The organism is Streptomyces sp. NPDC002130, from assembly GCF_040296465.1.
Classification (GTDB): domain Bacteria; phylum Actinomycetota; class Actinomycetes; order Streptomycetales; family Streptomycetaceae; genus Streptomyces.
Window position 1 is genome coordinate 1 of sequence record NZ_JBEOXI010000106.1, and the last position, 26,292, is coordinate 26,292.

At 71.4% G+C, this 26,292-nt stretch carries 24 protein-coding genes and 1 pseudogene; 15 read left to right on the forward strand and 10 right to left on the reverse strand.

What is annotated here, in order from left to right:
• A partial coding sequence (locus ABT116_RS20920) for a tetratricopeptide repeat protein (protein WP_351635966.1) occupies positions 1-1,068 on the forward strand: 1,068 nt, incomplete at its 5' end.
• A 19-nt stretch (positions 1,069-1,087) separates the two neighbouring features.
• Here the strand turns inward: ABT116_RS20920 and ABT116_RS20925 are convergent.
• Positions 1,088-2,038 (reverse strand): M28 family metallopeptidase, encoded by a 951-nt coding sequence (locus tag ABT116_RS20925; protein ID WP_351635969.1) that lies wholly within the window; start codon positions 2,036-2,038, stop codon positions 1,088-1,090.
• Positions 2,039-2,190: 152 nt separating this feature from the next.
• A complete protein-coding gene (locus ABT116_RS20930) occupies positions 2,191-2,664 on the reverse strand; it encodes a VOC family protein (RefSeq protein WP_351635971.1) in 474 nt (157 codons plus the stop codon).
• Between the two features lie 66 nt (positions 2,665-2,730).
• Between ABT116_RS20930 and ABT116_RS20935 the strand changes: the two genes are divergently transcribed.
• Positions 2,731-3,309, forward strand: a complete 579-nt coding sequence (locus tag ABT116_RS20935; protein WP_351636055.1) for a CGNR zinc finger domain-containing protein — start codon at positions 2,731-2,733, stop codon at positions 3,307-3,309.
• On the opposite strand, the gene ABT116_RS20940 is transcribed toward ABT116_RS20935, so the two are convergent.
• Positions 3,296-3,745 (reverse strand): winged helix-turn-helix transcriptional regulator, encoded by a 450-nt coding sequence (locus tag ABT116_RS20940; RefSeq protein WP_351635973.1) that lies wholly within the window; start codon positions 3,743-3,745, stop codon positions 3,296-3,298. The two genes, ABT116_RS20935 and ABT116_RS20940, sit on opposite strands and share 14 nt — an antisense overlap.
• A 167-nt stretch (positions 3,746-3,912) precedes the next feature.
• On the opposite strand from ABT116_RS20940, the pseudogene ABT116_RS20945 reads away from it, so the two are divergent.
• Positions 3,913-4,992: pseudogene (locus tag ABT116_RS20945) on the forward strand (MFS transporter); the annotation flags it as partial.
• A gap of 80 nt (positions 4,993-5,072) precedes the next feature.
• On the opposite strand, the gene rarD reads toward ABT116_RS20945, so the two are convergent.
• Positions 5,073-6,023 carry an EamA family transporter RarD gene (gene rarD, locus ABT116_RS20950; protein ID WP_502983908.1) on the reverse strand — a complete coding sequence of 317 codons (951 nt, stop codon included), beginning with the start codon at positions 6,021-6,023 and terminating at the stop codon, positions 5,073-5,075.
• Positions 6,024-6,219: 196 nt separating this feature from the next.
• On the reverse strand, positions 6,220-7,074 hold the full coding sequence (locus ABT116_RS20955) for an SDR family oxidoreductase (protein ID WP_351635978.1): 855 nt from the start codon (positions 7,072-7,074) through the stop codon (positions 6,220-6,222).
• Between the two features lie 89 nt (positions 7,075-7,163).
• Here ABT116_RS20955 and ABT116_RS20960 point away from each other — a divergent pair, with 89 nt between their 5' ends.
• Positions 7,164-7,544: a winged helix-turn-helix transcriptional regulator gene (locus tag ABT116_RS20960; RefSeq protein WP_351635981.1), complete on the forward strand. Its 381-nt coding sequence runs from the start codon at positions 7,164-7,166 to the stop codon at positions 7,542-7,544.
• A gap of 35 nt (positions 7,545-7,579) precedes the next feature.
• Here the strand turns inward: ABT116_RS20960 and ABT116_RS20965 are convergent, their stop codons facing one another.
• The 5 genes from ABT116_RS20965 to ABT116_RS20985 form a co-directional block, all read right to left on the reverse strand.
• On the reverse strand, positions 7,580-8,659 hold the full coding sequence (locus ABT116_RS20965) for a 2-oxoacid:ferredoxin oxidoreductase subunit beta (RefSeq protein ID WP_351635984.1): 1,080 nt from the start codon (positions 8,657-8,659) through the stop codon (positions 7,580-7,582).
• Positions 8,652-10,580: a 2-oxoacid:acceptor oxidoreductase subunit alpha gene (locus ABT116_RS20970; RefSeq protein WP_351635987.1), complete on the reverse strand. Its 1,929-nt coding sequence runs from the start codon at positions 10,578-10,580 to the stop codon at positions 8,652-8,654. Before ABT116_RS20970 ends, ABT116_RS20965 begins: the two co-directional genes overlap by 8 nt.
• A 301-nt stretch (positions 10,581-10,881) precedes the next feature.
• Complete coding sequence (locus ABT116_RS20975) at positions 10,882-11,577, reverse strand: LuxR C-terminal-related transcriptional regulator (RefSeq protein WP_351635989.1); 696 nt, start codon at positions 11,575-11,577, stop codon at positions 10,882-10,884.
• Between the two features lie 188 nt (positions 11,578-11,765).
• A complete protein-coding gene (locus ABT116_RS20980) occupies positions 11,766-13,127 on the reverse strand; it encodes a sensor histidine kinase (RefSeq protein ID WP_351635992.1) in 1,362 nt (453 codons plus the stop codon).
• 110 nt (positions 13,128-13,237) lie between these two features.
• Positions 13,238-14,446, reverse strand: a complete 1,209-nt coding sequence (locus tag ABT116_RS20985; RefSeq protein ID WP_351635996.1) for a sensor histidine kinase — start codon at positions 14,444-14,446, stop codon at positions 13,238-13,240.
• A 224-nt stretch (positions 14,447-14,670) separates the two neighbouring features.
• Here ABT116_RS20985 and ABT116_RS20990 point away from each other — a divergent pair, with 224 nt between their 5' ends.
• From ABT116_RS20990 to htpX, 11 genes are all read left to right on the forward strand, one after another.
• Positions 14,671-15,078: an NADH-quinone oxidoreductase subunit A gene (locus ABT116_RS20990; RefSeq protein WP_104785621.1), complete on the forward strand. Its 408-nt coding sequence runs from the start codon at positions 14,671-14,673 to the stop codon at positions 15,076-15,078.
• Complete coding sequence (locus ABT116_RS20995) at positions 15,069-15,683, forward strand: NADH-quinone oxidoreductase subunit B (RefSeq protein ID WP_351636001.1); 615 nt, start codon at positions 15,069-15,071, stop codon at positions 15,681-15,683. The genes ABT116_RS20990 and ABT116_RS20995 overlap by 10 nt, the downstream gene beginning before the upstream one ends.
• Positions 15,680-17,425, forward strand: coding sequence for an NADH-quinone oxidoreductase subunit C (locus tag ABT116_RS21000; protein ID WP_351636006.1), 1,746 nt, complete (start codon positions 15,680-15,682; stop codon positions 17,423-17,425). Before ABT116_RS20995 ends, ABT116_RS21000 begins: the two co-directional genes overlap by 4 nt.
• Positions 17,422-18,390, forward strand: coding sequence for a complex I subunit 1/NuoH family protein (locus ABT116_RS21005; RefSeq protein WP_351636012.1), 969 nt, complete (start codon positions 17,422-17,424; stop codon positions 18,388-18,390). Before ABT116_RS21000 ends, ABT116_RS21005 begins: the two co-directional genes overlap by 4 nt.
• A gap of 2 nt (positions 18,391-18,392) precedes the next feature.
• Positions 18,393-19,133 (forward strand): NuoI/complex I 23 kDa subunit family protein, encoded by a 741-nt coding sequence (locus tag ABT116_RS21010; protein WP_351636018.1) that lies wholly within the window; start codon positions 18,393-18,395, stop codon positions 19,131-19,133.
• On the forward strand, positions 19,130-19,810 hold the full coding sequence (locus tag ABT116_RS21015; RefSeq protein WP_351636023.1) for an NADH-quinone oxidoreductase subunit J family protein: 681 nt from the start codon (positions 19,130-19,132) through the stop codon (positions 19,808-19,810). The genes ABT116_RS21010 and ABT116_RS21015 overlap by 4 nt, the downstream gene beginning before the upstream one ends.
• Positions 19,810-20,208: an NADH-quinone oxidoreductase subunit NuoK gene (nuoK, locus tag ABT116_RS21020; RefSeq protein WP_351636029.1), complete on the forward strand. Its 399-nt coding sequence runs from the start codon at positions 19,810-19,812 to the stop codon at positions 20,206-20,208. The genes ABT116_RS21015 and nuoK overlap by 1 nt, the downstream gene beginning before the upstream one ends.
• Positions 20,205-22,199: an NADH-quinone oxidoreductase subunit 5 family protein gene (locus tag ABT116_RS21025; RefSeq protein WP_351636035.1), complete on the forward strand. Its 1,995-nt coding sequence runs from the start codon at positions 20,205-20,207 to the stop codon at positions 22,197-22,199. The genes nuoK and ABT116_RS21025 overlap by 4 nt, the downstream gene beginning before the upstream one ends.
• A 6-nt stretch (positions 22,200-22,205) precedes the next feature.
• On the forward strand, positions 22,206-23,780 hold the full coding sequence (locus tag ABT116_RS21030) for a complex I subunit 4 family protein (protein WP_351636040.1): 1,575 nt from the start codon (positions 22,206-22,208) through the stop codon (positions 23,778-23,780).
• Positions 23,777-25,300: an NADH-quinone oxidoreductase subunit N gene (locus ABT116_RS21035; protein ID WP_351636046.1), complete on the forward strand. Its 1,524-nt coding sequence runs from the start codon at positions 23,777-23,779 to the stop codon at positions 25,298-25,300. The genes ABT116_RS21030 and ABT116_RS21035 overlap by 4 nt, the downstream gene beginning before the upstream one ends.
• 263 nt (positions 25,301-25,563) lie before the next feature.
• A partial coding sequence (gene htpX, locus ABT116_RS21040; RefSeq protein ID WP_351636051.1) for a zinc metalloprotease HtpX occupies positions 25,564-26,292 on the forward strand: 729 nt, incomplete at its 3' end.

Consider the following 26,292-nt stretch of genomic DNA (forward strand, 5'->3'; position numbering starts at 1 on the left):
GGGCCGCAGCTCGCCCGGAACACCGGCGCCGCGACGCCTCCTGAGCCGCGCCCTGCCCGAGGTGCCGGAGCCGCCACCCCGCCTGAGCCGCAGCACGCCCGAGGCGCCGACGCGACGACCGCGCCATCGCCGCAGCACGCCCGGAGCAGCGGTGCCGTGGCCCCGCCGTCCGAGCCGCCGCACCCGCCCGGTGACAGCGCCACGCACGTTCTGCGTCCCGCGCCGGACTCCGGCCGTGGCTCGGCCCCGACGTTCCGGCTGGGGGCCGTGCCCCAGCCGCAGCCGGCTGAGGAACCCGTACCGACGTTCGAGCTGCGGGCCGTGCCGGAGTCGGCGGAACCCGCGCCGGAAGACGCGTCCCCGGTCCCGGGCACGGCGATGCCGCCCGGCACCGTCGCTGCGCCCACCGGCGCGTTCGGCCCGCCCCCGCCCATGGACGCGCGGCCGCTCCCCGTCCCCGAAGCCCAGCCGGCGCCGCGACCCGCACCGGTCCCCGAACACGCCCTGATCGCCGCCGACCCCGACCCCAAGCCCACCCCTCCCCGCGGCTTCGACGCCGTAGCGGAGGCCGTGCTCGGGGACGAACCCCTCACCGCCCCGGGCGATCCCGCCGCGCCCGCGCTCCTCGCGGAGCCGATCGCGCGGATCAACGAGGCGGTGAAGGAGGGCAGGATCGAAGCGGCGTCCGGGCTGGCGGAGCAGACCCTCGTGCAGGCGTCCGCGACGCTTGGGCCGGAGCACCCCGAGGTGCTCCGGCTCAGCGAACTCACCGCCTACATCGCCTACTTGGCCGGAGACCCGCTCCGCGCCTTCCGTCTGTCGCTCGACCTGGCCGGTGCCCACCGCCGGGCCGGCGACGCGGAGGCCGCGTACGGCAACGTGGAGAGCGCGGCCACCGCCTGGCGGGCGGTGCGCGACCCGGCGCTCGGGCTGGAGCTCGGACGTGACCTGATCGGCCTGTGGACGGAACTCGCCGCCGAGGACGGCCCGGCCGCCGAGGAGGTCGAGCAGCTGGAGTCGGCCCGCGCCCGCATGGGCCGCCTCACCGAACGCGCCCGCAGGCAGTAGGGCGCGCTGCCCCGGAAGGTTACTGCGACAGCCCCCACACCGCGTACGCGAGGGCGTCGCTGTTGCGGTTCAGGGCGGTGTCGTTGATGTTGGCGGTGGTGTCGCAGGACGAGTGGTAGCAGCGGTCGAAGGACTGCCCGGCCGTACCGCCCCACTTGGCCGCCTGCGCCGCCGTCTTCGTCCGGCTGGCCCCGGTGAACAGGCCGCCCACCGGCACACCCGCGCTCTTGAACGGCGCGTGGTCGGAGCGGCCGTCGCCCTCGGTCTCGATCTCGGTCGGGACGCCGATGCCGCCGAAGTAGTCCTTGAAGGTCTTCTCGATCGCCGGGTCGTCGTCGTACACGAAGTAGCCCGGGTTCGGGGAGCCGATCATGTCGAAGTTCAGATAGGCGCTGATCCTCGAACGGTCGCCCGTGGCCAGCCGGTTGACGTAGTAGCGGGAGCCGACCAGGCCGAGCTCCTCCGCCCCCCACCAGGCGAACCGCAGGTGCTTGGTGGGCTTGTACTGCGCCCGCGACACGGCGAGGGCGGCCTCCAGGACGGCGGCCGAGCCGGAACCGTTGTCGTTGATGCCGGCCCCGGAGGAGACGCTGTCGAGGTGCGAGCCGGCCATCACGACCTGGTTCGCGTCGCCGCCCGGCCAGTCGGCGATCAGGTTGTAGCCGGTGCGGCCGGAGGCGGTGAACTGCTGGACCGTGGTGGTGTATCCGGCCGCGTCAAGCTTGGCCTTCACGTAGTCGAGCGAGGCCTTGTAACCGGCCCGGCCGTGCGCCCGGTTGCCGCCGTTGGCGGTGGCTATGGACTGCAGCTGGGACAGGTGGGTCTTGACGTTCGCCACGGGAATGTCCGGCGCGGCGGCGGATCTGGAGGGAGCGGATGACGCGGCGTCCGCCACGGCGCCGCCGGTCAGGAGCATGGCTGTTGCCATGCCGCCCGCGGCGACGGCGCGCGCGGAAACGGAGAGCTTCATGTGGGGGCTCCGGATTCCGTCGGGAGGCCCGCGGGGTGTCCACGGGCCGCCCACAGTGAATGGGGTGCCTGGATGGTGAAGCTGGTACTGACTCTCCGTCAAGGTCCTTATCCGGCCAGGGCGTTACGGAGCGCTCGCCTCCGCCGCTCAGGTCATTGCACGCAGAACTCGTTCCCCTCCGGGTCCGCCATCACGACCCACTCGCCGCCCTGCTCCTTCACCCGCCGCAGCGCACTGGCCCCGAGCCCCTCCAGCCGGGCGACCTCCTCGTCGCGCCGCCCCTCGCCCGGGTGCAGATCGAGGTGCAGCCGGTTCTTGACCGTCTTCGCCTCCGGCACCCGCTGGAACAGCAGCCGCCGCCCCAGCCCGGTCCCGCTCTCCTCCTCGAACGGGTCCTCGGGGTGCCGTACGGCGACCAGGTCCTTGAAGGCGCGGCGGCCGTGGAACTCGACCGTGGCCTCCTCGGGCAGGGCGCCGAAACCGAGCAGCTTCCCGATCAGGGCGCTGTTGTCCTCGACCTCGTACCTCAGGGCGGCGGCCCAGAAGTCGGCCTGCGCGTGCGGGTCGCGGGCGTCGATGACGAGTTTCCAGTGGACGGGAGCGGGTGGTGCGGGTGTCTGCGTCATGTAACCACTTATACTGGTTAGGTGAGTGGACGCGCGGGGGAAACGCCGGATCGGACGCCGGGGCTGATGCTGGTTTCGGGCAGGGGCAAGCCCTACCGCTTCGACCCCGGCACCCTGTGCCTGGAGCTGACCACGACGGGCGGCCCCGGGGCCTTCGCCCGCTGGGAAGTGCTGCACGAACCAGCCGACCTGGTCACCTGGGCCGAGCGCAGCCGACTGCTGGACGGGCTCGGCCTCACCGTCTCCGCGGAGGAACTGGAGCGGGCCCGTGGCCTGCGCGACGCCGTGTTCGTGCTCGCAGCCGACCGCGCTCACGGCCGCCCGCTGCAGACCGCACACCTGGACGTCGTCAACGCCGCCGCGGCCGCGCCCCCGCTCGTCGCCCGCATCGAACCCGACGGCACCCGGTCCTGGGCTCCGGGCGCCACCGGAAGCCGGCTGCTCGCGACCGTCGCCCGCGACGCGATCGACCTGTTCACCGGGCCCTACGCCGACCGCGTCCGGGAGTGCGGCGCGCACAACTGCTACCTGCTCTTCGTCGACACCTCCCGCCCGGGCCGCCGCCGCTGGTGCGCGATGGAGCACTGCGGGAACCGCGAGAAGGCCCGGGTGCACCGGACCCGCCACGCTCCTACGAAGCCGTAGCGTCCGCGGCCTCCGCCGCGCGGGAGTCGTACGCGGTCCGGGCCGCCGCGATCTCCTCCTGGTGCTTCTCCGTCCAGGTCACCAGGGACTGGATCGTGGCGTGCAGCGTCCTGCCGAGGGAGGTCAGCTCGTACTCGACGCGCGGCGGCACCACCGGGTGCACCGTCCGTTTCACCAGGCCGTCCCGCTCCAGCGAGCGCAGGGTCACGGTCAGCATCCGCTGGCTGACCCCGTCGATCTCCCGGCGCAGCTCCGTGAAGCGCAGCCGCCGGTTCTCCAGCAGCGCGATGACCAGCAGCGACCACTTGTCGGCGATCCGGTCGAGGATCTGCCGGACCTGGCAGTCCTCGCGCGTGTCCCACTGGAAGGGATCGGCGTCGCCGTAGTCCACGGTGCTCGCGCAGTGACTCGGTGACTTAGAAGTGCCTTCTTCCATGTCTGTCGATGCTGCCGCAGGGTGGGCGGTGGTTACAAGAGGGAACCGACCCTCATTTGCGTAACCGTCCCCGACCGGAGGAGTGTTGACTCATGGGCACCCGTGCCTGGGCGCTACTGCTCGTTCTGTGCGGAACGATCTTCCTCGAAGGCATCGACGTCGCGATGATGGCGGTGGCCATCCCGGCCGTCCGCGCCGATCTGGGCCTTTCCACCGGCACCGCGGCCTGGGTCATGAGCGGCTACGTGCTCGGCTACGCCGGCTTCACCCTGCTGGGCGGGCGGGCCGCCGACCTGCTCGGACGACGGCGGATGTTCCTGCTCTGGCTGACCGTCTTCCTCGCCTTCTCGGGGCTGGGCGGTTTCGCGACGGGCGGCTGGATGCTGATCGTCGCCCGGTTCGTCACGGGCGTCGCCGCGGCCTTCATGACCCCGGCCGCGCTCTCCCTGATCACCACGTCGTACGAGGAGGGACCGCAGCGCAACAAGGCCCTGCTGGTCTTCGCCGGGACGGGCGCGGCCGGTTTCTCCCTCGGCCTGGTGATCGGCGGTCTGCTCACCGAGATCGGCTGGCGCTGGGTGTTCTTCGCCCCCGTGCTGCTGGCCGCCGCCCTGCTCGTCGCCGCCGTACGCGTGATCCCCCGGCGGGACGCCCCGCCGAAGCTCCGGCGCACCTTCGACCTCCACGGGGCGGTCACCGCCGCCGGCGCCATGCTGCTGGCCGCCTACACCGTCGTACGCCTGGAACACGGCCTGCACCACTGGCCGCTCACCCTGGCCTCCGGTCTCGCGGCCGTCCTGCTGGCCGGTGCGTTCGTCGCCGTCGAGCGCCGCTGCCCCGACCCTCTGGTCCGGCTCGGTCTGCTGCGTCAGGGCCCCGTCGTGCGCGCCGACCTGGGCGCGCTGCTCTTCCTCGGCGCCTTCTTCGGCTTCCAGTTCGTCGTCACGCTCTACCTGCAGGAACTGCGCGGCTGGTCGTCCCTGCAGACGGCGGTGGCCCTGATCGTCATGGGCATCGACGCCGTCCTCGCGCCGACGCTCACGCCGAGACTGGTCGCCCGCTGGGGCCACGCCCGGGTGATCGTCGGCGGGTTCGTCCTGGCCGTGACCGCGTACGCGTTGTTCCTGCCGGTCGGCATGGACTGGTCGTACGCGGCGATGTTCCCGACGCTGCTCCTCGCGGGCTTCGCCTTCGCGCTGGCCTACGGGCCGCTGACGATCGCCGCCACGGACGGGGTGGCCGAGTCGGAGCAGGGCCTGGCCGGCGGGCTGCTGACCACGGCGACGCAGTTCGGCTCCGCCATCGGCATCTCGGCGGTGACCGCGGTCTACGGCCTGGCGTCCACCGGGTCCGGCCCGGAGGCCACGCTCTCGGCGTTCCGGGCGGCACTGACCGTGCCGGTCGCCCTGGTCGTGCTGGGCACGCTGATCTCATTGGTGAGCGTGCGGGAGGCCCGGCGGGCGGTGCGCAACGCGTCCCAGGTGAGCAGCGTCAACGCCAGCCACACCAGCGCGAATCCGGCCCAGCGCTCCGGCGGCATCTCCTCGTGGAAGTAGAGGATGCCGAGCAGGAACTGGAAGACCGGCGTCAGGTACTGCAGCAGGCCGATGGTGGACAGGGGCACGCGGATGGCGGCGGCGCCGAAGCAGACCAGGGGGAGCGCGGTGACGATGCCGGCCGAGGCGAGCAGCGCCGCGTGCCCCGCGCCCTCGGTCGCGAAGGTGGAGTCGCCCTGCGCGGTCAGCCACACCAGGAAGCCGAGGGCGGGCAGGAACTGGATCGCGGTCTCGGCGGCCAGCGACTCGATGCCGCCGAGGCCCACCTTCTTCTTCACCAGCCCGTACGTGGCGAAGGAGAACGCCAGGCAGAGCGAGATCCACGGCGGCTGTCCGTAGCCGACGGTCAGCACGACCACCGCGACGCCGCCGGTCCCGACCGCCGCCCACTGCACCGGCCGCAGCCGCTCCTTCAGCAGCAGCACGCCCATCGCGATGGTGACCAGCGGGTTGATGAAGTACCCGAGCGAGGCCTCGACGACGTGCCCGGAGTTCACGGCCCAGATGTACAGGCCCCAGTTGACGGTGATGACCGCCGCGGCGACCGTGATCAGCGCCAGCTTGCGCGGCTGCCGCAGCAGCTCACCGGCCCAGGCCCAGCGGCGCAGCACGAGCAGGGCGGCGCCCACGAAGACCAGCGACCACACCATCCGGTGGGCCAGGATCTCCATCGCGCCGGCCGGTTTCAGCAGGGGCCAGAACAGGGGGACCAGCCCCCACATCCCGTACGCCGCGAAGCCGTTCAGCAGTCCTATGTGCCGCTCACCCCTCGGCTTGCCGGTCACGTGCCCCTCCTTCGCGCCTGGCGTGCGTCCGCGTTCACGACGGTAACGCCGAGTACCCCCGGATGTCATGCCCGTATCGGCATACGGTCATGACATCCGGGGGTGGGGCGGCTCAAGGGCCCGCCGGGGGAGTTCAGCCCTTGAGCGCCGTGGCGATGGCCTCGGAGAACGGGGTGGTCGGACGGCCGGTCAGGCGCGACAGATCGCCGGTGGAGACGACCAGCTCGCCCTTCTCGATGGAGACGTCCACACCGGCCAGGATGCGGGCGAACGGCTCGGGCAGACCCGCGCCGGTCAGGATGCCGACGAGGGCTTCGGGGGAGACGGCGTTGTAGGAGATGTCCTTGCCGGTCTGACGGCTCAGCTCGGCCGCGTACTCGGCGAAGCTCCAGGGGGTGTCGCCGCCCAGCTCGTACGTCTTGTTCTCGTGCCCCTCACCGGTCAGCACGGCGACGGCGGCGGCGGCGTAGTCGGCGCGGGAGGCGGAGGAGACCTTGCCCTCGCCGGCCGCGGCGACGACCGCGTTGTGCTCCAGCACCGGGGCGAGGTTCTCGGTGTAGTTCTCGTGGTACCAGCCGTTGCGCAGCAGCGCGTAGGGCACGCCGGAGTCCAGCAGGATCTCCTCGGTGCCGCGGTGGTCGTCGGCCAGTGCGGCGGTCAGGGTGCCGGGCGCGCTGGTGTAGGCGAGCAGGGCGACACCGGCGGCCTTGGCCGCGTCGATGACGACCTTGTGCTGCTGCACACGGCCCTTGTCGAACTCGTTGCCGGAGACCAGCAGCACCTTGTCGCCGGCGGAGAAGAGGCCGTCGAAGGAGGCGGGGCTGTTGTAGTCGGCGAGGGCGATCCTCACACCGCGGTCGGCGAAGTCGGAGGCCTTGTCCGCGTTGCGCACGACCGCGGTGATCTGCTCGGCCGGGACCTTCTCCAGCAGCTGCTCCACGACGTGACGGCCGAGGTGTCCGGTGGCTCCGGTGACGACGATGCTCATGAGGGACTCTCCTTGTGGGGTGCGTTGGCACTAACCCTAGGGCAGGCGCTAACTGTTCGAAAGTACCCACTTTGAAGTAAGGTACTGGCATGGCGGTAAGTGAGAACGAAGCCCTGTGCCCGTACCGGCTGGTCCTGGAGCACGTGACCAGCCGCTGGGGCGTGCTCGTCCTGATCGAGCTCCTGGAGCGCCCGTACCGGTTCAGTGAGCTGCGCCGGGCGATCGGCGCGTACGGCGGGCGGGGCGTCAGCGAGAAGATGCTCACGCAGACCCTGCAGACCCTGGAGCGGGACGGACTCGTCCACCGCGACGCCAAGCCCGTCATCCCGCCGCGCGTCGACTACTCCCTCACCGGCCTGGGCCGCGAGGCCGCCGAGCAGGTGCGGGCCCTGTCACAGTGGACGCGCGACCGCATGGACGACGTGGAGAAGGCGCGGCAGACGTACGACGAGACCCGGGCCGCTTCCTAGCGGTCCCGGGCCTCGGGGGTGTCGTGTCCGGCAGGTCAGCCCACGACCGTCCAGGTGTCGCCGCCCGCCAGCAGCGCGTCCAGGTCGCCCTTGCCGTGCTGCTCGATCGCGGTGTCGAGCTGGTCCGCCATCTGCGTGTCGTAGACGGGCCGCTCGACCGAGCGCAGGACACCGATCGGGGTGTGGTGCAGGGTGTCCGGGTCGGCGAGGCGGGACAGCGCGAACGCCGTGGTCGGGGACGGGGAGTGCGCGTCGTGGACGAGCACCTGGTCCTCGTTGTCCGGGGTCACCGCGACCACCTTCAGATCACCGGTCAGCGGGTCCCGCACGACACCCTTGGCCAGGTCGGCCCCGAAGCGGATCGGCTTGCCGTGCTCCAGCCGGATCACGGCCTCCTCGGCCTGCTGCTTGTCCTTGAGAGCATCGAAGGCGCCGTCGTTGAAGATGTTGCAGTTCTGGTAGATCTCGATCAGCGCCGTGCCCTGGTGGGCGGAGGCCTGGCGCAGCACCTCCGTGAGGTGCTTGCGGTCGGAGTCGACCGTCCGCGCCACGAAGGTCGCCTCCGCGCCGATCGCCAGCGACACCGGGTTGAACGGCGCGTCCAGCGAGCCCATCGGCGTCGACTTCGTGATCTTCCCGACCTCGGAGGTCGGCGAGTACTGGCCCTTGGTCAGACCGTAGATCCGGTTGTTGAACAGCAGGATCTTGAGGTTGACGTTGCGGCGCAGCGCGTGGATCAGGTGGTTGCCGCCGATGGACAGCGCGTCGCCGTCACCGGTGACGACCCACACCGACAGGTCGCGGCGGGAGCTGGCCAGGCCCGTGGCGATGGCGGGCGCGCGGCCGTGGATGGAGTGCATCCCGTAGGTGTTCATGTAGTACGGGAAGCGGGAGGAGCAGCCGATGCCCGAGACGAAGACGATGTTCTCCTTCGCCAGCCCCAGCTCGGGCATGAAGCCCTGCACCGCGGCGAGGATGGCGTAGTCGCCGCAGCCGGGGCACCAGCGCACTTCCTGATCGGACTTGAAGTCCTTCATCGACTGCCTGCCCTCGGCCTTGGGGACCAGGGACAGTGCTTCGACGGTGCGGGTGCCTGTCGTGGACGTCTCAGCCATCGATGGCCTCCTTCAGAGCCGCGGCGAGCTGCTCCGCCTTGAACGGCATGCCGTTGACCTGGGTGTACGAGTGGGCGTCGACCAGGTACTTCGCCCGGATGAGCGTGGCGAGCTGCCCGAGGTTCATCTCGGGGATCACCACCTTGTCGTAACGCTCCAGCACGGAACCCAGATTCCGCGGGAAGGGGTTGAGATGGCGCAGATGCGCCTGCGCGACGGACTCCCCGGCCCTGCGCAGCCGCCGTACCGCCGCCGTGATCGGCCCGTACGTCGAGCCCCAGCCCAGGACCAGCGTCTTCGCCCCGTGGGGATCGTCCACCTCGACGTCCGGGACGTCGATGCCGTCGATCTTCGCCTGCCGGGTGCGGACCATGAAGTCGTGGTTGGCCGGGTCGTAGGAGATGTTGCCCGTGCCGTCCTGCTTCTCGATGCCGCCGATCCGGTGCTCCAGGCCCGGTGTGCCCGGGATCGCCCACGGGCGGGCCAGGGTCTGCGGGTCCCGCTTGTACGGCCAGAACACCTCGGAGCCGTCGTCGAGCGTGTGGTTCGGGCCCTGCGCGAACTGCACCCGCAGGTCGGGCAGCTCCTCGATGTCCGGGATCCGCCAGGGCTCGGAGCCGTTGGCCAGATAGCCGTCGGACAGCAGGAACACCGGCGTGCGGTACGTCAGCGCGATCCGCGCCGCCTCCAGCGCGGCGTCGAAGCAGTCCGCCGGGGTGCGCGGCGCCACCACCGGCACCGGAGCCTCGCCGTTGCGCCCGTACATCGCCTGCAGCAGGTCCGCCTGCTCGGTCTTGGTGGGCAGACCCGTCGACGGACCGCCGCGCTGGATGTCCACGACCAGCAGTGGCAGCTCCAGGGAGACCGCGAGACCGATCGTCTCCGACTTCAGCGCCACACCGGGACCGCTTGTCGTGGTCACGGCCAGCGAACCACCGAAGGCCGCGCCCAGCGCGGCCCCGATGCCTGCGATCTCGTCCTCCGCCTGGAAGGTCCGCACGCCGAAGTTCTTGTGTTTGCTCAGCTCGTGCAGGATGTCCGACGCCGGAGTGATCGGGTACGACCCCAGGTACAGCGGCAGATCCGCCTGCCGGCTCGCCGCGACCAGCCCGTACGACAGGGCGAGGTTGCCGGAGATGTTGCGGTACACACCCGGCGGGAACGCCGTGGCCGCCGGGGCGACCTCGTAGGAGACGGCGAAGTCCTCCGTCGTCTCGCCGAAGTTCCAGCCCGCCCGGAACGCGGCGATGTTGGCCGCCGCGATGTCGGGCTTCTTCGCGAACTTCGACTTCAGGAACTTCTCGGTGCCCTCGGTGGGCCGGTGGTACATCCAGCTCAGCAGGCCCAGCGCGAACATGTTCTTGCTGCGCTCGGCCTCCTTGCGGCTGAGGTCGAACTCCTTGAGCGCCTCGACCGTGAGCGTGGTCAGCGGCACGGGGTGCAGGTGGTAGCCGTCCAGCGACCCGTCCTCCAGCGGAGAGGTCTCGTAGCCGACCTTCTGCATCGCCCGCTTGGTGAACTCGTCCGTGTTGACGATCACCTCGGCGCCGCGCGGCAGGTCGCCGATGTTCGCCTTCAGCGCGGCCGGGTTCATCGCCACCAGCACGTTCGGCGCGTCGCCGGGCGTGAGGATGTCGTGGTCGGCGAAGTGCAACTGGAAGGACGACACACCCGGCAGGGTCCCGGCGGGCGCCCTGATCTCGGCCGGGAAGTTCGGCAGTGTCGACAGGTCGTTGCCGAACGACGCGGTCTCCGAGGTGAAACGGTCACCGGTGAGCTGCATACCGTCACCCGAGTCCCCCGCGAACCTGATGATCACCCGGTCCAGGCGACGCACGTCCTTCGCGCCCGCCGCTTTGCGCTGCTCTCCTACGACTGCTTCGTCGGCCTGCTCCGCTGGGCTACTGACCTGGCTGGTCACTGAACTGGACCTCCCTCGAGGACGCTGTCCGGGACAGGCCTTCCCGCAGGCCTTCCCAGGATCAACACTACGACCGCGAGGGTCGCGTTCTTCGGGTCATTCGCATCTTGGACACGACTTCGGCATGATCATGCGTCCGTCTTTGTCCGGGTTTCCGCGAACAGGGCCACTGAACGTCAAAGAGGTGAGGCCGGTCAGGAGCCGGGTGCGTCGGTCGGGGCCGTCAGCCGGGTCCGTCGGTCGGACCGTCGGTCGGATCCGTCGGTCGGATCTGTCGGTCGGCTCCGTCGGTCGGGGCCCGTCAGGAGTTCAGATACGTCAGCACGGCCAGGACCCTGCGGTGGTCCCCCTCGCTCGGGGACAGCCCCAGCTTCAGGAAGATGTTGCTGACGTGCTTCTCGACCGCTCCGTCGCTGACCACGAGCTGCCGCGCGATCGCCGAGTTCGTCCGCCCCTCGGCCATCAGCCCCAGCACCTCACGCTCCCTCGGAGTGAGCCCCGCCAGCACGTCCTGCTTGCGGCTGCGGCCCAGCAGCTGCGCGACCACCTCCGGGTCGAGCGCCGTACCGCCCTCCGCCACCCGCACCACCGCGTCCACGAACTCCCGTACCTCGGCGACCCGGTCCTTCAGCAGGTAGCCGACACCCCGGCTGGACCCCGCGAGCAACTCCGTGGCGTAGCGCTCCTCCACGTACTGCGACAGCACCAGCACCCCGAGCCCCGGGTGGGCCTTGCGCAGCTGCACCGCCGCCCGCACCCCCTCGTCGGTGTGCGTCGGCGGCATACGGACGTCCGCCACGACCACGTCCGGCAGCTCGCCCTGCGCGTCCAGCTCCGTGATGGTCTTGATCAGCGCCTCGCCGTCACCCACACCGGCGACGACGTCGTGCCCCCGGTCGGTCAGCAGCCGGGTCAGGCCCTCCCTGAGCAGCACTGAATCCTCGGCGATGACCACCCGCACCCTGTCCTCCACGATGTCCGGCCCCCCACAGCCCATGCCGCCCGTCCGCAGCCCACAACGGCTGCGCCCACCCGTGCGACGGGTCCAGCATTTCAGGGTCGGGGGGTGAATGGGGACGGGAGCGGCTTCTTGACTGGCCGATCGGGTGGTGAGGGAAAGATGGGGGCCGGAGGCGACGGCCCCCGGCCCTGTCACGGCTCGCGGGGGCCGGGCCCCCGCGAACGTCACCGCACGTGCTCCCCCCGCCACGGCAACTCCGCGGTCACCCGGGTGGGCCCGCCCGCCGGCGAGTCCACCACCAGGATCCCGTCGACCGCGTCGAGCCGCTCTGCCAGCCCCGCGAGCCCGGACCCCCGGGACGCATCGGCCCCACCCACACCGTTGTCGACGACCTGCAGCATCAGCCGGTTCTCCGTCCGCCACACCTCCACGCCGGCCCACGTGGCCCGCGCGTGCTTGCTGATGTTCTGCAGCAGCTCCGACACCGTGAAGTACGCGATCCCCTCGATCGCCGGTGCCGGCCGCTCCGCCAGGTCGACCTCGACCTGCACCGGGACCGCGCAGCGCGAGGCGACCGAGGACAGGGCCGCGTCCAGGCCGCGGTCGGTCAGGACCGCCGGGTGGATGCCGCGGGCCAGGTCCCGCAGCTCCTGCAGCGCCGTCTTCACCTCGCCGTGCGCCTCGTCCACCATCCGCGCCGCCGCCCGCGGGTCCTCATGGAGCTTCTCCTTCGCCAGCCCCAGATCCATGGCCAGCGCCACCAGCCGGGCCTGCGCCCCGTCGTGCAGATCCCGCTCGATACGCCGCAGATCGGCCGCCGCGGTGTCGACCACCACCCCCCGGTCCGACTCCAGCTCCACTACCCGCGAGACCAGCCGCGACGGCCCGAGCAGCCCGTGCACCAGCAGCCGGTCCACCATCGTCAGCGCCCGCACGATCCACGGCGCGGCGATCGTGAACAGCAGCCCCACCAGCGCGGTCACCGTGATCTCGAAGGGGTTGTCGAGGTGGATCCGGTGCGTCCCGTCGCCGTACAGCTGGAACCCGTCCGGGCCGGCGTGCATTGGGAGCGCCCAGAACCACAGCGGGTACGTCAGCAGCGCCCAGCCCATCACCCACACGTTCACCGCGACGGCGAACGAGAACACCGCCCAGGGCAGATGCAGCACCGCGTACAGCACGGCCCGCCACGAGGCGCCGCTCTTGAGGACGGCCCCCATCCACGCCATCGCGCCCGGCCTGGTCATCCGCAGCGGGTCCGGCTCGCCCACCTCCAGTCCCAGCAGCGCCCGCGCCCGCGTCCGCTCCATCGCCCCGAAGCCGCGGCACCCGGCGAGCGCCGCCGCCAGCACCGGTACGCCGAGGAACGTGACCAGCAGTCCCGCCCCCAGCGACACCATCGTGACCGCGTAGGTGAACATCAGGATGCCGACCGGCAGGCTGAGCAGCACATGGGCGAACTCGCGCCAGGTGCGACCCTCGACCGGCGCCCGCAGCGCGGCCGGCAGCCGGTGCCGCCGTTCGGCGCTCCCGGGGAACCCGGACCCACCGTCGAGCCCGTACTCCTGTCCGTACTCCGTGGCCATCGGCGCCGTCCTTCTCCTCGTCCCGCGGCTGCGCTCTCGTACCTCCACCCTGCTCCGCCGCAGGTCGGCGGACCATGGAGTCCGTCGGCATCTTGAACGGGGGGTTTTCCCTACCCCCGGGCCGCGGACCGGTCACGCCACGGCAGTTCCGCCGTGACCGTCGTCGGGCCGCCCTCGGGCGACTCCAGGACGAACAGCCCGTCGACGGCGTCCAGCCGGTCCGCCAAGCCCTTCATCCCCGTACCGCCGTCGAGGCTCGCGCCGCCACCCCCGTCGTCCCACACCTGAATGAGCAGCCGGGTGTCGGTCCGCCACACCTCCACCGAGGCCGACTTCGCCCTGCTGTGCTTGCTGACGTTCTGCAGCAGCTCCGAGACGGTGAAGTAGGCGATGCCCTCGATGGCCGCGGCCGGCCGCTCCGGCAGATCGACCGTCACCTTCACCGGGACCGTGCAGCGCGAGGCGACCGACGACAGGGCCGCGTCCAGACCGCGGTCGGTCAGGACCGCCGGGTGGATGCCGCGCGCCAGGTCCCGTAGCTCCTGCAGCGCCAGCTTCACCTCGCCGTGCGCCTCCTCGACCATCGCCGCCGCCGCGTCGGGATCCTCCAGCACCTTCTCCTTGGCCAGGCCGAGCCCCATCGCCAGATTGACCAGCCGGGCCTGCGCCCCGTCGTGCAGATCCCGCTCGATGCGCCGCAGGTCGGCCGCGGCCGTGTCCACCACGACCCCCCGGTCCGACTCCAGCTCGGCGATCCGCCGCTCCAGCTCGTCGGAGGGCGACAGCAGCGCCCGCACCATGGCCCGGTCGGCGTTGGTCAACCCCCGCGCGATGAACGGCAGCACCGGCCACAGCACGAACAGCGAGACCAGCGTGACGTTGAAGGTGAGCACGCCCCAGGGCAGCCGGATGAACTCGTACAGGACCGTGCGCCAGCCCACCGGGTCCTTCAGCTGCAGCCACAGCCGCTGGAAGAATCCGCCCCCGCCCCGCAGCCGCAGCCGGCTCGGCTCATCGATCCGCACCCCGAGCAGCGCCCGGGCCCGCGCCCGCTCCAGCCTGCCCAACTGCCGCGCGCCCATGAGTCCCGCCGCGAGCAGCGGGAACCCGATCACCGTGACGGTCAGCCCGAAACCGATGGACAGCATCGTCACGACATAGGTGAAACCGAGCAGCGCGACCGGAAGGTTGGCCAGCAGGTGCGCGATCTCTTTCCAGGTGTGCCGGTCGTAGGCGAGCCGGGCCGGCGGCGGACGGTCGTCCGGCCCGGCGGCCGACCGGGCCGCCGGCGTGCCCGGAGACGGGATACGTTGGGTCATGTGCGTTAGCGTGCCCGGCGGCGGACGGCTGCGCCATGAGGTGGACCGCCAGGATCGACTGAGGAAAACCCCACCCCCGTATGCCCGGCGGTGACGGGCTGCTTACCCTGCCCTTATCAGGGCCTAGACTCCCGTGCGTACAGATCGTCGAACGGCGGCACCCCAGTGAGCCGCCTCATCGTCGAAGGATCCAGGTCCGAATTCTGAGGGAGCGAGGGACGGACGTGCCGGAACCGACCGTCGTCACCACGACCGTCGTCGCGGCGGACTACTTCCAGTCCTACTCGGTCGTCGGACTGCTCGCCGTGATCGGTGTGCTGTTCGTAGCCGTCGCCTTCGGGGCCGGCCGCCTGCTGCGGCCCGTGGTCCCCACCCCCGAGAAACTCCTGACGTACGAGTGCGGCGTCGACCCCGTCGGCGAGGGCTGGGCCCACACCCAGGTCCGCTACTACGTGTACGCCTTCCTCTACGTGATCTTCGCCGTCGACTCGATCTTCCTGTTCCCCTGGGCGACCGTCTTCGCCGCCCCTGGCTACGGCGCGACGACCCTGGCCGAGATGTTCATCTTCCTCGGCTTCCTGGCGGTCGGCCTGCTCTACGCCTACAAGAAGGGCGTCCTGGCATGGACGTGAACCCCTCGGTGTCCGAGCCTGTCCTGCTGCCCGAGCCCAAGCGGCTGGGCGCCCTGGCCCGCCTCGCCCCCGAGCCGATGAAGGTCGTCCTCAACTGGGGCCGCCGCTACTCGCTCTGGGTGTTCAACTTCGGCCTCGCCTGCTGCGCGATCGAGTTCATCGCCGCGTCGATGGCCCGCCACGACTTCATCCGCCTCGGCGTCATCCCGTTCGCCCCGGGCCCCCGCCAGGCCGACCTGATGGTCGTCTCCGGCACGGTCACGGACAAGATGGCCCCGGCCGTGAAGCGCCTCTACGAGCAGATGCCGGAACCGAAGTACGTCATCTCCTTCGGCGCGTGCAGCAACTGCGGCGGCCCCTACTGGGACTCGTACTCCGTCACCAAGGGCGTCGACCAGATCATCCCCGTCGACGTCTACGTCCCCGGCTGCCCGCCCCGCCCCGAGGCGCTGCTCCAGGGCATCCTGAAGCTCCAGGAGAAGATCGCCCGCGAGTCGCTGGGGGAGCGGTACGGCAGCGGTGCGGATCGTCCTTCGGCGGCGGCGCTGCAGAGCGGACTGGTGCGGCCGCCCGCACCGGAGACGACCTCGGGGGAGGGGCGATGACGGCCGTCGGCTGGCTGCCCGCCACCGCCGAGGACCTCTTCGGCCCGGACGCCACGGCCGAGGAGTCCTACGAGGTCCTGACGGTCGACGTCCCCCCGGCAGCCTGGATCACCGCCCTGGAGACCGCCCGCGACCGCCTCGGCTGCACCTACTTCGACTGGCTGAGCGCCGTCGACGAACCGGGCACGGGCTTCCGCGTCACGGCCCACGTCGCCGCCCTCTCTCCCGTACGACGCCTCCTGCTGCGTACGACCGTCCCGCACGAGGCCCCCGCCCTGCCCTCGGCGGTCGACGTCTACGCGGGCGCCGCCTGGCACGAACGCGAGACGTACGAGATGTTCGGCATCACCTTCGAAGGCCACCCGGCGCTGGACCACCTGCTCCTGCCCGAGAACTTCGAAGGCCACCCCCTGCGCAAGGACTTCGTCCTCGCTGCCCGCGTCGCCAAGGCCTGGCCCGGCGCGAAGGAACCGGGCGAGTCGGAACACGGCGGGCCCAAGCGCCGCCAGATGCTCCCGCCCGGCGTCCCCGACCCCAACGAATGGGGCCCCCTCAAGGGCCAACTCCCGCCGGCCCCCGCCCGCCCGGCCCGCGGCCCGGCCCGCACCGCAGGCGACCGCCCCGCCCGAGCGGCACGCCCTGCGGGAGAACGCCCCGCGGGAGAACGCCCGGCCCGCCGAACCCGCTCGGCATCGGAAGGCTCGGCGAGCCAGTCCGAAGCCGCAACGGAGACTCCATCTCCGCGTGCGGAGGCTCCGGCTGCCGGTGCGCAGACTCCGGCTCCCGGTGCGGGGGCTTCGGCTGCCGGTGCGGGGGCTCCGGCTCCCGGCGCGGAGACGGCTCCGGCTGTTCCGCGTCGTGCGCGTACGGCTGCCGAGGGCTCGGCGAGCCAGTCGACGCCCGGGGAGCCGGCTGCCCGGGCTTCTGCGGGACCGCGGCGAAACCGCTCGGCGGCACAGGGATCGGCAAGTCAGCAGCCCAGCGACCCGGCATCCCCGACGCCCGGCTCCGAATCCCCACAGCCTGGCCCCGCGCCCGCGACGCCCGGCCCCGAATCCCCGCAGCATGGTCTCGAGTCCGCGACGCCTGCCCCCGAGTCGGCGACGCCTGGCCCCGGGTCGGCGACGCCTGGTTCCGAAGCAGCGGCGACCGATTCCGGGACGCCGACGACCGGGCCGGAGACGTCGGCATCGACCGCTGAAGCCGGCTCCCCGACCCCCTCGGCGGGACCGCGCCGGGCGCGCAGCGCATCGGAGGGCAGCGCGAGCCAGAGGACCGGGTCCGACCGCGGCGACGGCCGGTCAGGCAAGGCTTCGAGCAGCCCGCGCAGCTCGGACGCCCCCTGGCACCACGCCCGCCCCGCCTTCGACGAACCGGCCCCCGAACCGTCGCCGGAGGCAGCGCAGTTGCCTGCTCCAGAGCCGTCGGGCGAGTCGCAGACCTCCGAGCCTTCGGACGCCCCGGAGTCCCCGGAGTCCTCGGAAACCCCCGAAAGCCCCACCAGCCCGCCGGATACCCCGGAAAGCCCGGGCGCCTCGGGCACCCCGGGCAACCCTCGTGCCTCGGAGACCCCTCACACCTCGGACACACCAGGCACCTCGGACACGGCGAACAAGCCGAAGCCCAAGGACAACGACGCGAAGCCCAAGGACAACGACGCGAAGCCCACCGCCACCCCCGGCGACACCGGTGCTCCCGCCGGCCCTGCCGACCCCGATGAACCCGCAGGAGGCCAGCAGTGAACGACGTGCTCGACGTCGCCCTGCGACTCCTGGTCGTCTTCGTCGTCTTCCTCACCTTCCCTCTGATCATCGGCCAGACCGAACACAAGGTCATGGCCCATATGCAGGGCCGCCTCGGCCCCATGTACGCCGGCGGCTTCCACGGCTGGGCCCAGCTGATCGCCGACGGCGTGAAGTTCGCGCAGAAGGAGGACGTCGTCCCTGCGGGCGCCGACCGCCGCATCTTCCAACTGGCCCCCGCCGTCGCCCTCCTGCCCTACCTCCTCGTCCTGCTCGCCATTCCCATCGGCCCCGGTGAGGGAGCCGTCGGGCAGGTCGTCGACGCGGGTGTCTTCTTCGTCCTGGCCGTCATGGGCGTCGGCGTCCTCGGCTCGCTCATGGCCGGCTGGGCGTCCGCGAACAAGTTCTCCCTCCTCGGCGGCCTGCGCACCGCCGCCCAGCTCCTCGCCTACGAACTGCCGATGCTCCTGACCGCCGCCTCGGTGGCGATGGCGGCCGGCACCGTCTCCCTCCCCGGCATCCTCGACGCCTTCGAGTGGTGGTGGCTGCCCTGGCAGATCGTCGGCGCGATCGTCTTCTTCGTGGCCGGCCTCGCCGAACTCCAGCGCCCGCCCTTCGACATGCCCGTCGCCGACTCGGAGATCATCTTCGGCGCGTACACCGAGTACACCGGCCTCCGTTTCGCTCTCTTCCTCCTCGCCGAGTACGCCGGAATCGTCGTCCTGTGCGGCCTGACCACCGTCCTCTTCCTGGGCGGCTGGCACGGCCCCTGGGGCGCCGACGGCCTCGGCTGGGTCTGGACCCTGCTGAAGACCGCCGTCCTCGCCTTCCTCGTGATCTGGCTGCGCGTCACCTACCCGCGCCTGCGCGAGGACCAGCTCCAGGAGCTCGCCTGGACCCTCCTCGTCCCCTTCTCCCTCGCCCAGATCGCCCTCACCGGCATCGTCAAGGTGGTGATCCAGTAACCATGGCCCCCATTCCTGGCAGTGGCCTCGCCAAGGGCCTGGCCGTCACCCTCCGCACGATGACGAAGAAGTCCGTCACCGCGCAGTACCCCGACGCCCAGCCCGACCTCCCGCCCCGCACCCGCGGTGTGATCGGCCTGTTCGAGGAGAACTGCACGGTCTGCATGCTGTGCGCCCGCGAGTGCCCGGACTGGTGCATCTACATCGACTCCCACAAGGAGACCGTCCCGCCGGCGGCCCCGGGCGGCCGTGAGCGCAGCCGCAATGTCCTCGACCGCTTCGCCATCGACTTCTCCCTGTGCATGTACTGCGGTATCTGCATCGAGGTCTGTCCTTTCGACGCCCTGTTCTGGTCCCCCGAGTTCGAGTACGCCGAGACCGACATCCGTGACCTCACCCACGAGCGCGACAAGCTCCGCGAGTGGATGTGGACCGTCCCGGCCCCGCCGGCCCTCGACCCCGGCGCGGAGGAACCGAAGGAACTCGCCGCCGCCCGCAAGGCCGCCGACAAGCTGGCCGCCCAGCAGACCCCGCCGGCCACCGAACCCCACGCCGACGCGCAGGCCCGCGCCGCCGAGCAGCCCACCCGACCCCAGGGCGACTCCAAGCAGCAGACCGACCAGCCGAAGGCGGAGCGCACGGAGCCGGCCCACCAGGAGTCGGACCGCCCCGAGCCGACGCGTCCGGAGCCGGGTCACCCGAAGCCAGGTCGTCCGAAGCCGGGGCAGGAGGGCGCGCAATGACGCTCGCCGCAAACGCCGCTCTCCTCGCGACCGGCCCGACCACCGGGGCCGCCGCGGAAACCCACGGCTTCCTCTCCCCGACCGGCGTCGAGATCGCCTTCCTCCTCGTCGGCCTGGTGACCTTCGGCGCTGCCCTCGTCACCGTCACCACCAGGCAGCTGGTGCACGCCGCCCTGTGGCTGGTGGTCACCCTCGGCGGCCTCGCCGTCGAGTACCTCCTGCTCACCGCCGAGTTCATCGCCTGGGTGCAGGTCCTCATCTATGTCGGTTCCGTCGTCGTCCTCCTCCTGTTCGGTCTGATGCTCACCAGAGCCCCCATCGGCCGCTCCCCGGATGCCGACTCCGGCAACCGCTGGGCCGCCCTCGCCGTGGCCGTCGCCGCTGCCGCCGCCCTGGTCTGGGTCGTCGTCGACGCCTTCCGCACGACTTGGATCGACCTGGACGGCCCCGCCGCAGGCTCCACCGAGGCCACCGGCGCGAGTCTCTTCCAGAACTGGGTGCTCCCCTTCGAGGCCCTCTCCGTCCTCCTCCTCGCCGCCCTGGTCGGCGCCATCGTCCTGTCCCGCAAGGCGAAGGCGGAGTCGAGCTCTCCCCGTGTGAACGCCCCGAGTGCCACCAAGAGTTCCCGGACGGTCACAGAGAGTTCGGAGAGTTCCGAGCAGGAAGGTGCCCGCTGATGCACCTCGCCTATCCCGCCGTGCTCTCCGCCCTGCTCTTCTGCACGGGCCTGTACGGCGTCCTCGCGCGCCGCAACGCGATCCTGGTCCTGATGTCGGTCGAGCTGATGCTCAACGCGGTCAACCTCAACCTGGTCGCCTTCGACGTCTGGCTCAGCAAGGCCGCCAAGGAGACCCTGCACTCCGGTCAGGCCCTGACCCTGTTCACCATCGCCATCGCCGCCGCCGAGATCGGCATCGGGCTGGCCATCGTCCTCGCCGTCCACCGCAACCGCGGTACCTCGGACGTCGACAAGCTCCGTGACACCGCCGAACGGCACGACCCCGACGACCCCGACCACGACACCCGCCCGGCCGAGCAGTCCGACGAGGCCCAGAAGGCTGAGGCCACCGCGTGACCACGACCACCCTCGCCGTCCTCGTCCCTCTCCTTCCGTTCCTCGGCGCCGCCGCCGGCCTGCTGCTGGGCCGTACGGCGCCCGGCTTCGCCCGTCCCCTCGCCGTCCTGCCGACGCTCACCTCCCTGGTGCTCGCCGCGCTGGTCGCCGTACGCCAGGGCGGCGGAGCGGCCGTCGCCTCGGCCACGGAACTCACTCCCACCGGCTCGGTCCCGATCGAGCTCGCCCTGCACATCGACGGCTTCGCCGCCCTCGTCGCCGTCCTGGTCGGCCTGGTCGCCTCCTGCGTGCAGATCTACTCGACGGGCTATCTGCGCGACGACCCGCGCTACTCCTCCTACGCCGCCCTCGTCTCGCTGTTCACCTCCGCGATGTTCCTGGTCGTGTACTCCGGCGACCTGATCGTGCTGCTGGTCGGCTGGGAGGTCATGGGCATCTGCTCCTACTTCCTCGTCGGCCACTACTGGGAGACCCCGGAGGCCCGCGCCGCCTCCCTCAAGGCCTTCCTGGTCACCAAGCTCGGCGACGTCCCCTTCCTCATCGGCCTGTTCGCCCTGGCCACCGACGCCGGCTCGTTCCGCATCACCCGCATCCTCGGCACCGTGGCGAGCGGCGGGCTCGACCACCCGACGCTGATCGCCCTGCTGCTCCTCGCGGGCGTGGCGGGCAAGTCGGCGCAGTTCCCGCTGCACACCTGGCTCCCCGACGCGATGGCGGGCCCGACCCCCGTCTCCGCCCTGATCCACGCCGCGACGATGGTCGCCGCCGGTGTCTACTTCATCGCCCGTCTCCTCCCGGTCTTCGAGGCCTCCCAGGCCGCGATGGTCGTCCTCGCCGTCATGGCCGCCGTCACGATGACCGGCTCGGCGCTCGCCGCGCTCGCCCAGGACGACATCAAGCGCGTCCTCGCCTACTCGACGATCGGCCAGCTCGGCTACATGACCGGCGCCCTCGCCGTCGGCGACCGCGGGGCCGCCGTCTTCCACCTCCTGTCCCACGGCGCCTTCAAGGCGCTGCTGTTCCTCGCGGCCGGCGTGATCATCCATGCCGCCGGCACCAACTCGCTCGCCGCCATGTCCCGCATGCGGAACCTGCGCGACCGCATCCCCGACGCCTACTGGACGATGACCGTGGCGCTGCTCGCGCTCGCCGCGATCCCGCCGTTCAGCGGCTTCTTCTCCAAGGAGGCCGTGCTCGGCGTCGCCGAGCACGTCGTCACCGGGCACACCGAGCACGCCCCCGCCGCCGCGGGCTGGATCGTCCTCGTCGCCGGCCTCCTCACGGCCGTGCTCACCGCCGCCTATGCGATGCGCCTGTGGCTGCTCGGCTTCCGGGGCCGGGGCACCGAAGCCCCCGATCACGGCAGGCAGCCCCTGACCATGACCGTCGTGTTGTGGGTCCTCGCCGTGCCGTCCCTGGCCCTCGGCGCTTTCGCGTTCCGCCTGCTGCCCGACTGGTTCGACGGCCGCGACCTCGGCCCGACCCTGACCACCTCCGTGCTCGGCACGGGCATGGCCCTGGTCGGCGGCATCGTCACCTACGCCGCCTGGCGGCACACCACCGCCCTCGCGGCCCGCGTCCCGCTGGGCGCCGTCGCGGCCCACCCCGAGGGCGACGCCGCCCAGGTCGAGGCGGAAGCCATCGCCACCCACGAGCCGGCCTACGGCGACATCGCCCACGCCCCGGACCCCGCCGACCCGGGACGGTTGCTGCTCGGCCCCTTGCACCGCCACGCGGCCGCGGGCTTCCACCTGGACGCCGTGTACACGGCTCTCTTCGTCCGCCCGGTCAAGGCCGGGGCGAGCCTCGTCAGGTTCCTCGACCGCGAGGTCGTCGAGACCTATGTCCGCGGTGCGGGTGCGCTGCCTCGCTGGCTCGGCGCCGCCGTACGGCGTGCCCAGACCGGCAACGTCCAGACCTATGTGAGCGCGCTGCTCGCCGGCACCGTCGTCCTCGCGGTCGCCGTCGTCCTCGTCGCCACGGGAGCGTGAGCAAGCGTGATCGATATCAACGAGTCCGTGATGCAGTTCCTTCTGGCGTTCGTCGTCGTCGGCCCGCTCCTGGGCGCCGCCGCGGCTCTCCTGCCCGCCCCGCCCGGACTGAAGGGAAAGTCACCCGAGCAGGCAGTCCTCCGGCACGGCGTCACCGTCACCGGCGCGATCCTCATCGCGACGATCGTCCTCGCGCTCGGCTTCGACCATGACCAGCCGTCGAAGATGCAGGCCAACACGGACATCAGCTGGATCCCCGCACTCGACGTACGCATCCACCTCGGCATCGACGGCATCTCCCTCCCCCTCCTGGTCCTGACCGCGCTGCTGACCTTCCTCTGCGCGCTCTACTCGTACTTCAAGATGCCCGAAGGCCCGACCCCGAAGGCCTTCGTCGCCCTGCTGCTCGTCCTCGAAGCCGGCACGCTCGCGACCTTCGCCGTCCTCGACCTGGTGCTCTTCTTCCTCGCCTTCGAGATGGTCCTCATCCCGATGTACTTCCTCATCGCCCGCTGGGGCGGCGAGGGCCGGAGCCAGGCCGCCTGGCGCTTCATCCTCTACACCCTGCTCGGCTCCGTGGTCATGCTGCTCGGCCTGCTCCTGATCGGGATCAAGGCGGGCACGTTCGACATGATGGCACTCGCCACTGACAACGGCCGGTCGCTGAGCACATCCGTGCAGCTCATCGCCGTTCTGGCGATCGGGATCGGGCTGGCGGTGAAGACGCCGATGTGGCCGCTGCACAGCTGGCTGCCCGACGCCCACACCGCCGCGCCGACCGTCGGCTCGGTGCTCCTGGCCGGTGTGCTGCTGAAGATGGGTACGTACGGATTCGTCCGAATCCTGCTCCCCATCGCACCCGACGGGTTCCGCACCTTCGCGCCCTACCTCGCCGCCCTCGCCGTCGTCGGCATCATCTACGGATCCCTGGCCTGCCTGGCCCTCGCCAAACAGGGCGCGAAGGGCGACCTCAAGCGCCTCATCGCCTACTCCTCCGTCGGCCACATGGGCTTCGTCCTGCTCGGCATCGCCACGATGACCCCGACCGGCGTGAACGGCGCCCTGTTCGCCAACATCGCCCACGGCCTCATCACCGGCCTGCTCTTCTTCCTGGTCGGCGCCCTGAAGGACCGCACCGGCACCACCGACCTGGACACCCTCGCCGAGGAGACCGGCGCCGCCCTCTACGGCAAGGCCCCGCGCCTCGGCGGCCTGCTCGCCTTCGCCGCCGTCGCCTCGCTCGGCCTGCCGGGCCTGGCCGGTTTCTGGGGCGAGATGCTGGCCCTGTTCGGCGCGTTCCGGCCCGCCGAGGGCCTCAACCGCGCCGCCTTCCTCACCTTCATGGCGATCGGCGCGTTCGGCACGCTGCTGACAGCCGCGTACCTGCTGATCGTGGTCCGCCGCGTCTGCATGGGCGCCCTGCCTCACGACGCACCCAGGCTCACCGACGTCCGCTCGTACGAGTTCGCGGCGTGGACACCGCTCGTCGTCCTCACCGTCGTCGCGGGCCTGTGGCCCAAGGCTCTCCTCGGCCTGAGCGACCCGGCCGTCCAGCAGCTCCTCGCAGGAGGCACCCGATGAGCTCCCCGGCCCAGCCCCTGGCGGCGTCCCTCGTCCAGTCCGTGGACTGGCTCGCGATCGCCCCGCCCACCATCGCGGCGGTCGTCGGACTCGTCGTCCTGGTGGCCGACCTGTTCGTCGCCGAGCACCGCAAGGCCCTGCTCGGCTGGACATCGGTGGCGGGCCTGGCCGCCGCCACGCTGATGCTGGTGCCTCTCCTGGACGGCGACCGCAGCACCTTCTGTCTGACCGGCGACGCCACCGTGTGCAGCTACACGGTCGACCGCTTCACCCTGGTCATCCAGTTCCTGGTCCTCGGCGGCGCCCTCCTCGCCGCCCTCCTGTCGGTCACCGCCCTGAAGGACGCCCGCAAGGACCTCCCCGAAGGCGAGTACTGGTTCCTGCTGCTGTCCTCCGCGGCCGGCGCCGCCCTCCTGCCCGCCTCCCGCGACCTGGCGACCCTGATCGTCGCCCTGGAGGTCGCCTCCCTGCCCGCGTTCGCACTGGTCGGCCTCAGGTACGGCGACCGGAAGTCCTCCGAGGCGGCCCTGAAGTTCTTCCTGTCCTCGGTCACCGCGACCGCGGTCAGCCTGATGGGCATCAGCTTCGTGTACGCCACCACGGGCACCCTCTACCTCACCCAGGTCGCCGACCGCATCCAACACGTCGACGGGCAGTTCCACACCCTCGCCCAGACCGGCGTCGTCCTCACCCTCGTCGGTTTCGCCTTCAAGACGGCCGCCGTGCCGTTCCACTTCTGGGTCCCCGACACCTACGTGGGGGCACCCCTGCCGATCGCGGCCTACCTGTCGGTCATCGGCAAGGCGGTCGGCTTCAGCGGCCTCATCCTCGTCACGGTCGTGGCCCTCCCGTCCTACGCCGACGTCTGGGGCCCCGCCCTGGCAGCCCTGGCCGCCCTCACCATGACCGTGGGCAACGCCGGAGCCCTGCGCCAGCAGGCCACGCGCGCGTACAGCGCGGTACGCCTGCTCGCCTGGTCCTCCGTCGGCCAGGCCGGCTACCTCCTGGTGCCGATCGCCGCCGCCGCGTACTCCGGGGACGCCGAGAAGTCGATCGGCTCCACCGTCGCCTACGCCCTGATGTACGGCGCCGTGAACCTCGGCGCCTTCGCGGTGGCCGCGCTCGTTGGCCGCACCAAGGTCCTCAACCGAGTCGCCGACTACCGCGGCCTGTACGCCTCCAGCCCCGTGTCCGCGCTGCTCCTGGCGTTCTTCCTGCTCTGCCTCGCCGGACTGCCGCCGGGCATCATCGGTCTCTTCGCCAAGGTCACCGTCTTCTCGGCGGCCGTCGACGCCGGCCTCGGCTGGCTGGCCGTGGTCATGGCCGTCAACGTCGTCATCGCGCTGTTCTACTACCTCCAGTGGACGGCCCTGCTGTTCCGTGCCCCCGCAGGCGAACCCGAGAAACACCGTGTCCCCGGACCGGTCACCGCCGCGATCGCCCTGACCGGCGTCCTCGGCATCGCCCTGTCCGGCGCACCCCAGCTGGTCCTGCGCTTCACCGACACCGGCCTCTTCTGAACCTCGTTCCGGTCACAGCGGGCTCACCGGGAAGACGGCCGCTTACACCGCGCGTGTGCGGGGCACTCGCCCCCACGCGCGCGTGGTCGTCGGCGCCGTCACCCGGACGGTCCACACCCGCCGCCGCACGCACCAGGGAACTTGAGCCTCCCGCCTGGCGTTGACCAGTACGGGAGGGTCCACTGGACGTGAGAACGCGGCACCAGTGGCACCGCAGATTCAGCAAGCAAGGGTCCCCTGCCGCACGACTTGGAGGGCGTACCGTGCACCGCCGGCACAACGGGCTCAGGACAGCGATACTCCTGGGAGGACTGTCCGCACTCATCATCGTCATCGGCAGCTTCTTCGGCCGCATGGGGCTCGTCATCGCCGTCCTGGTAGCACTGGCCACCAACGCCTACGCGTACTGGAACAGCGACAAACTGGCACTCCGCGCGATGCGCGCCCGCCCGGTGAGCGAGTTCGAGGCCCCGGCGCTCTACCGCATGGTCCGTGAGCTCTCCACCCAGGCCCGCCAGCCCATGCCGCGCCTGTACATCTCCCCGACGGAGGCACCCAACGCCTTCGCCACGGGCCGCAATCCACGCAACGCCGCGGTGTGCTGCACCGACGGCATCCTGCGTCTGCTGGACGAGCGCGAGCTGCGCGGCGTCATCGGCCACGAGCTCAGTCACGTCTACAACCGCGACATCCTCATCTCGTCGGTCGCCGGCGCCCTCGCCTCCGTCATCATGTTCCTGGTCAACTTCGCCTGGCTGATCCCCATCGGACGCTCGGACGACGACGACGGCCCCGGTCTGCTCGGCATGCTGATGATCATGCTCCTGGGCCCGCTCGCCGCCTCGCTCATCCAACTGGCCATCAGCCGCTCCCGGGAGTACCAGGCGGACGCCTCCGGTGCCCAGCTCACCGGTGATCCGCTCGCCCTGGCCAGCGCCCTGCGCAAGCTCGAACTCGGCACGAAGCAGCTCCCGCTGCCGCCCGAGCCGCGC

Bases quoted from the DNA above. Each gene is read 5' to 3' on its own strand.
- ABT116_RS20925 (WP_351635969.1), bottom strand. From the start codon at position 2,038: ATGAAGCTCTCCGTTTCCGCGCGCGCCGTCGCCGCGGGCGGCATGGCA.
- ABT116_RS20930 (WP_351635971.1), bottom strand. From the start codon at position 2,664: ATGACGCAGACACCCGCACCACCCGCTCCCGTCCACTGGAAACTCGTC.
- ABT116_RS20935 (WP_351636055.1), top strand. From the start codon at position 2,731: ATGCTGGTTTCGGGCAGGGGCAAGCCCTACCGCTTCGACCCCGGCACC.
- ABT116_RS20940 (WP_351635973.1), bottom strand. From the start codon at position 3,745: ATGGAAGAAGGCACTTCTAAGTCACCGAGTCACTGCGCGAGCACCGTG.
- rarD (WP_502983908.1), bottom strand. From the start codon at position 6,023: ATGTGGGGGCTGGTCCCCCTGTTCTGGCCCCTGCTGAAACCGGCCGGC.
- ABT116_RS20955 (WP_351635978.1), bottom strand. From the start codon at position 7,074: ATGAGCATCGTCGTCACCGGAGCCACCGGACACCTCGGCCGTCACGTC.
- ABT116_RS20960 (WP_351635981.1), top strand. From the start codon at position 7,164: ATGGCGGTAAGTGAGAACGAAGCCCTGTGCCCGTACCGGCTGGTCCTG.
- ABT116_RS20965 (WP_351635984.1), bottom strand. From the start codon at position 8,659: ATGGCTGAGACGTCCACGACAGGCACCCGCACCGTCGAAGCACTGTCC.
- ABT116_RS20975 (WP_351635989.1), bottom strand. From the start codon at position 11,577: ATGGGCTGTGGGGGGCCGGACATCGTGGAGGACAGGGTGCGGGTGGTC.
- ABT116_RS20980 (WP_351635992.1), bottom strand. From the start codon at position 13,127: ATGGCCACGGAGTACGGACAGGAGTACGGGCTCGACGGTGGGTCCGGG.
- ABT116_RS20985 (WP_351635996.1), bottom strand. From the start codon at position 14,446: ATGACCCAACGTATCCCGTCTCCGGGCACGCCGGCGGCCCGGTCGGCC.
- ABT116_RS20995 (WP_351636001.1), top strand. From the start codon at position 15,069: ATGGACGTGAACCCCTCGGTGTCCGAGCCTGTCCTGCTGCCCGAGCCC.
- ABT116_RS21000 (WP_351636006.1), top strand. From the start codon at position 15,680: ATGACGGCCGTCGGCTGGCTGCCCGCCACCGCCGAGGACCTCTTCGGC.
- ABT116_RS21010 (WP_351636018.1), top strand. From the start codon at position 18,393: ATGGCCCCCATTCCTGGCAGTGGCCTCGCCAAGGGCCTGGCCGTCACC.
- ABT116_RS21015 (WP_351636023.1), top strand. From the start codon at position 19,130: ATGACGCTCGCCGCAAACGCCGCTCTCCTCGCGACCGGCCCGACCACC.
- nuoK (WP_351636029.1), top strand. From the start codon at position 19,810: ATGCACCTCGCCTATCCCGCCGTGCTCTCCGCCCTGCTCTTCTGCACG.
- ABT116_RS21035 (WP_351636046.1), top strand. From the start codon at position 23,777: ATGAGCTCCCCGGCCCAGCCCCTGGCGGCGTCCCTCGTCCAGTCCGTG.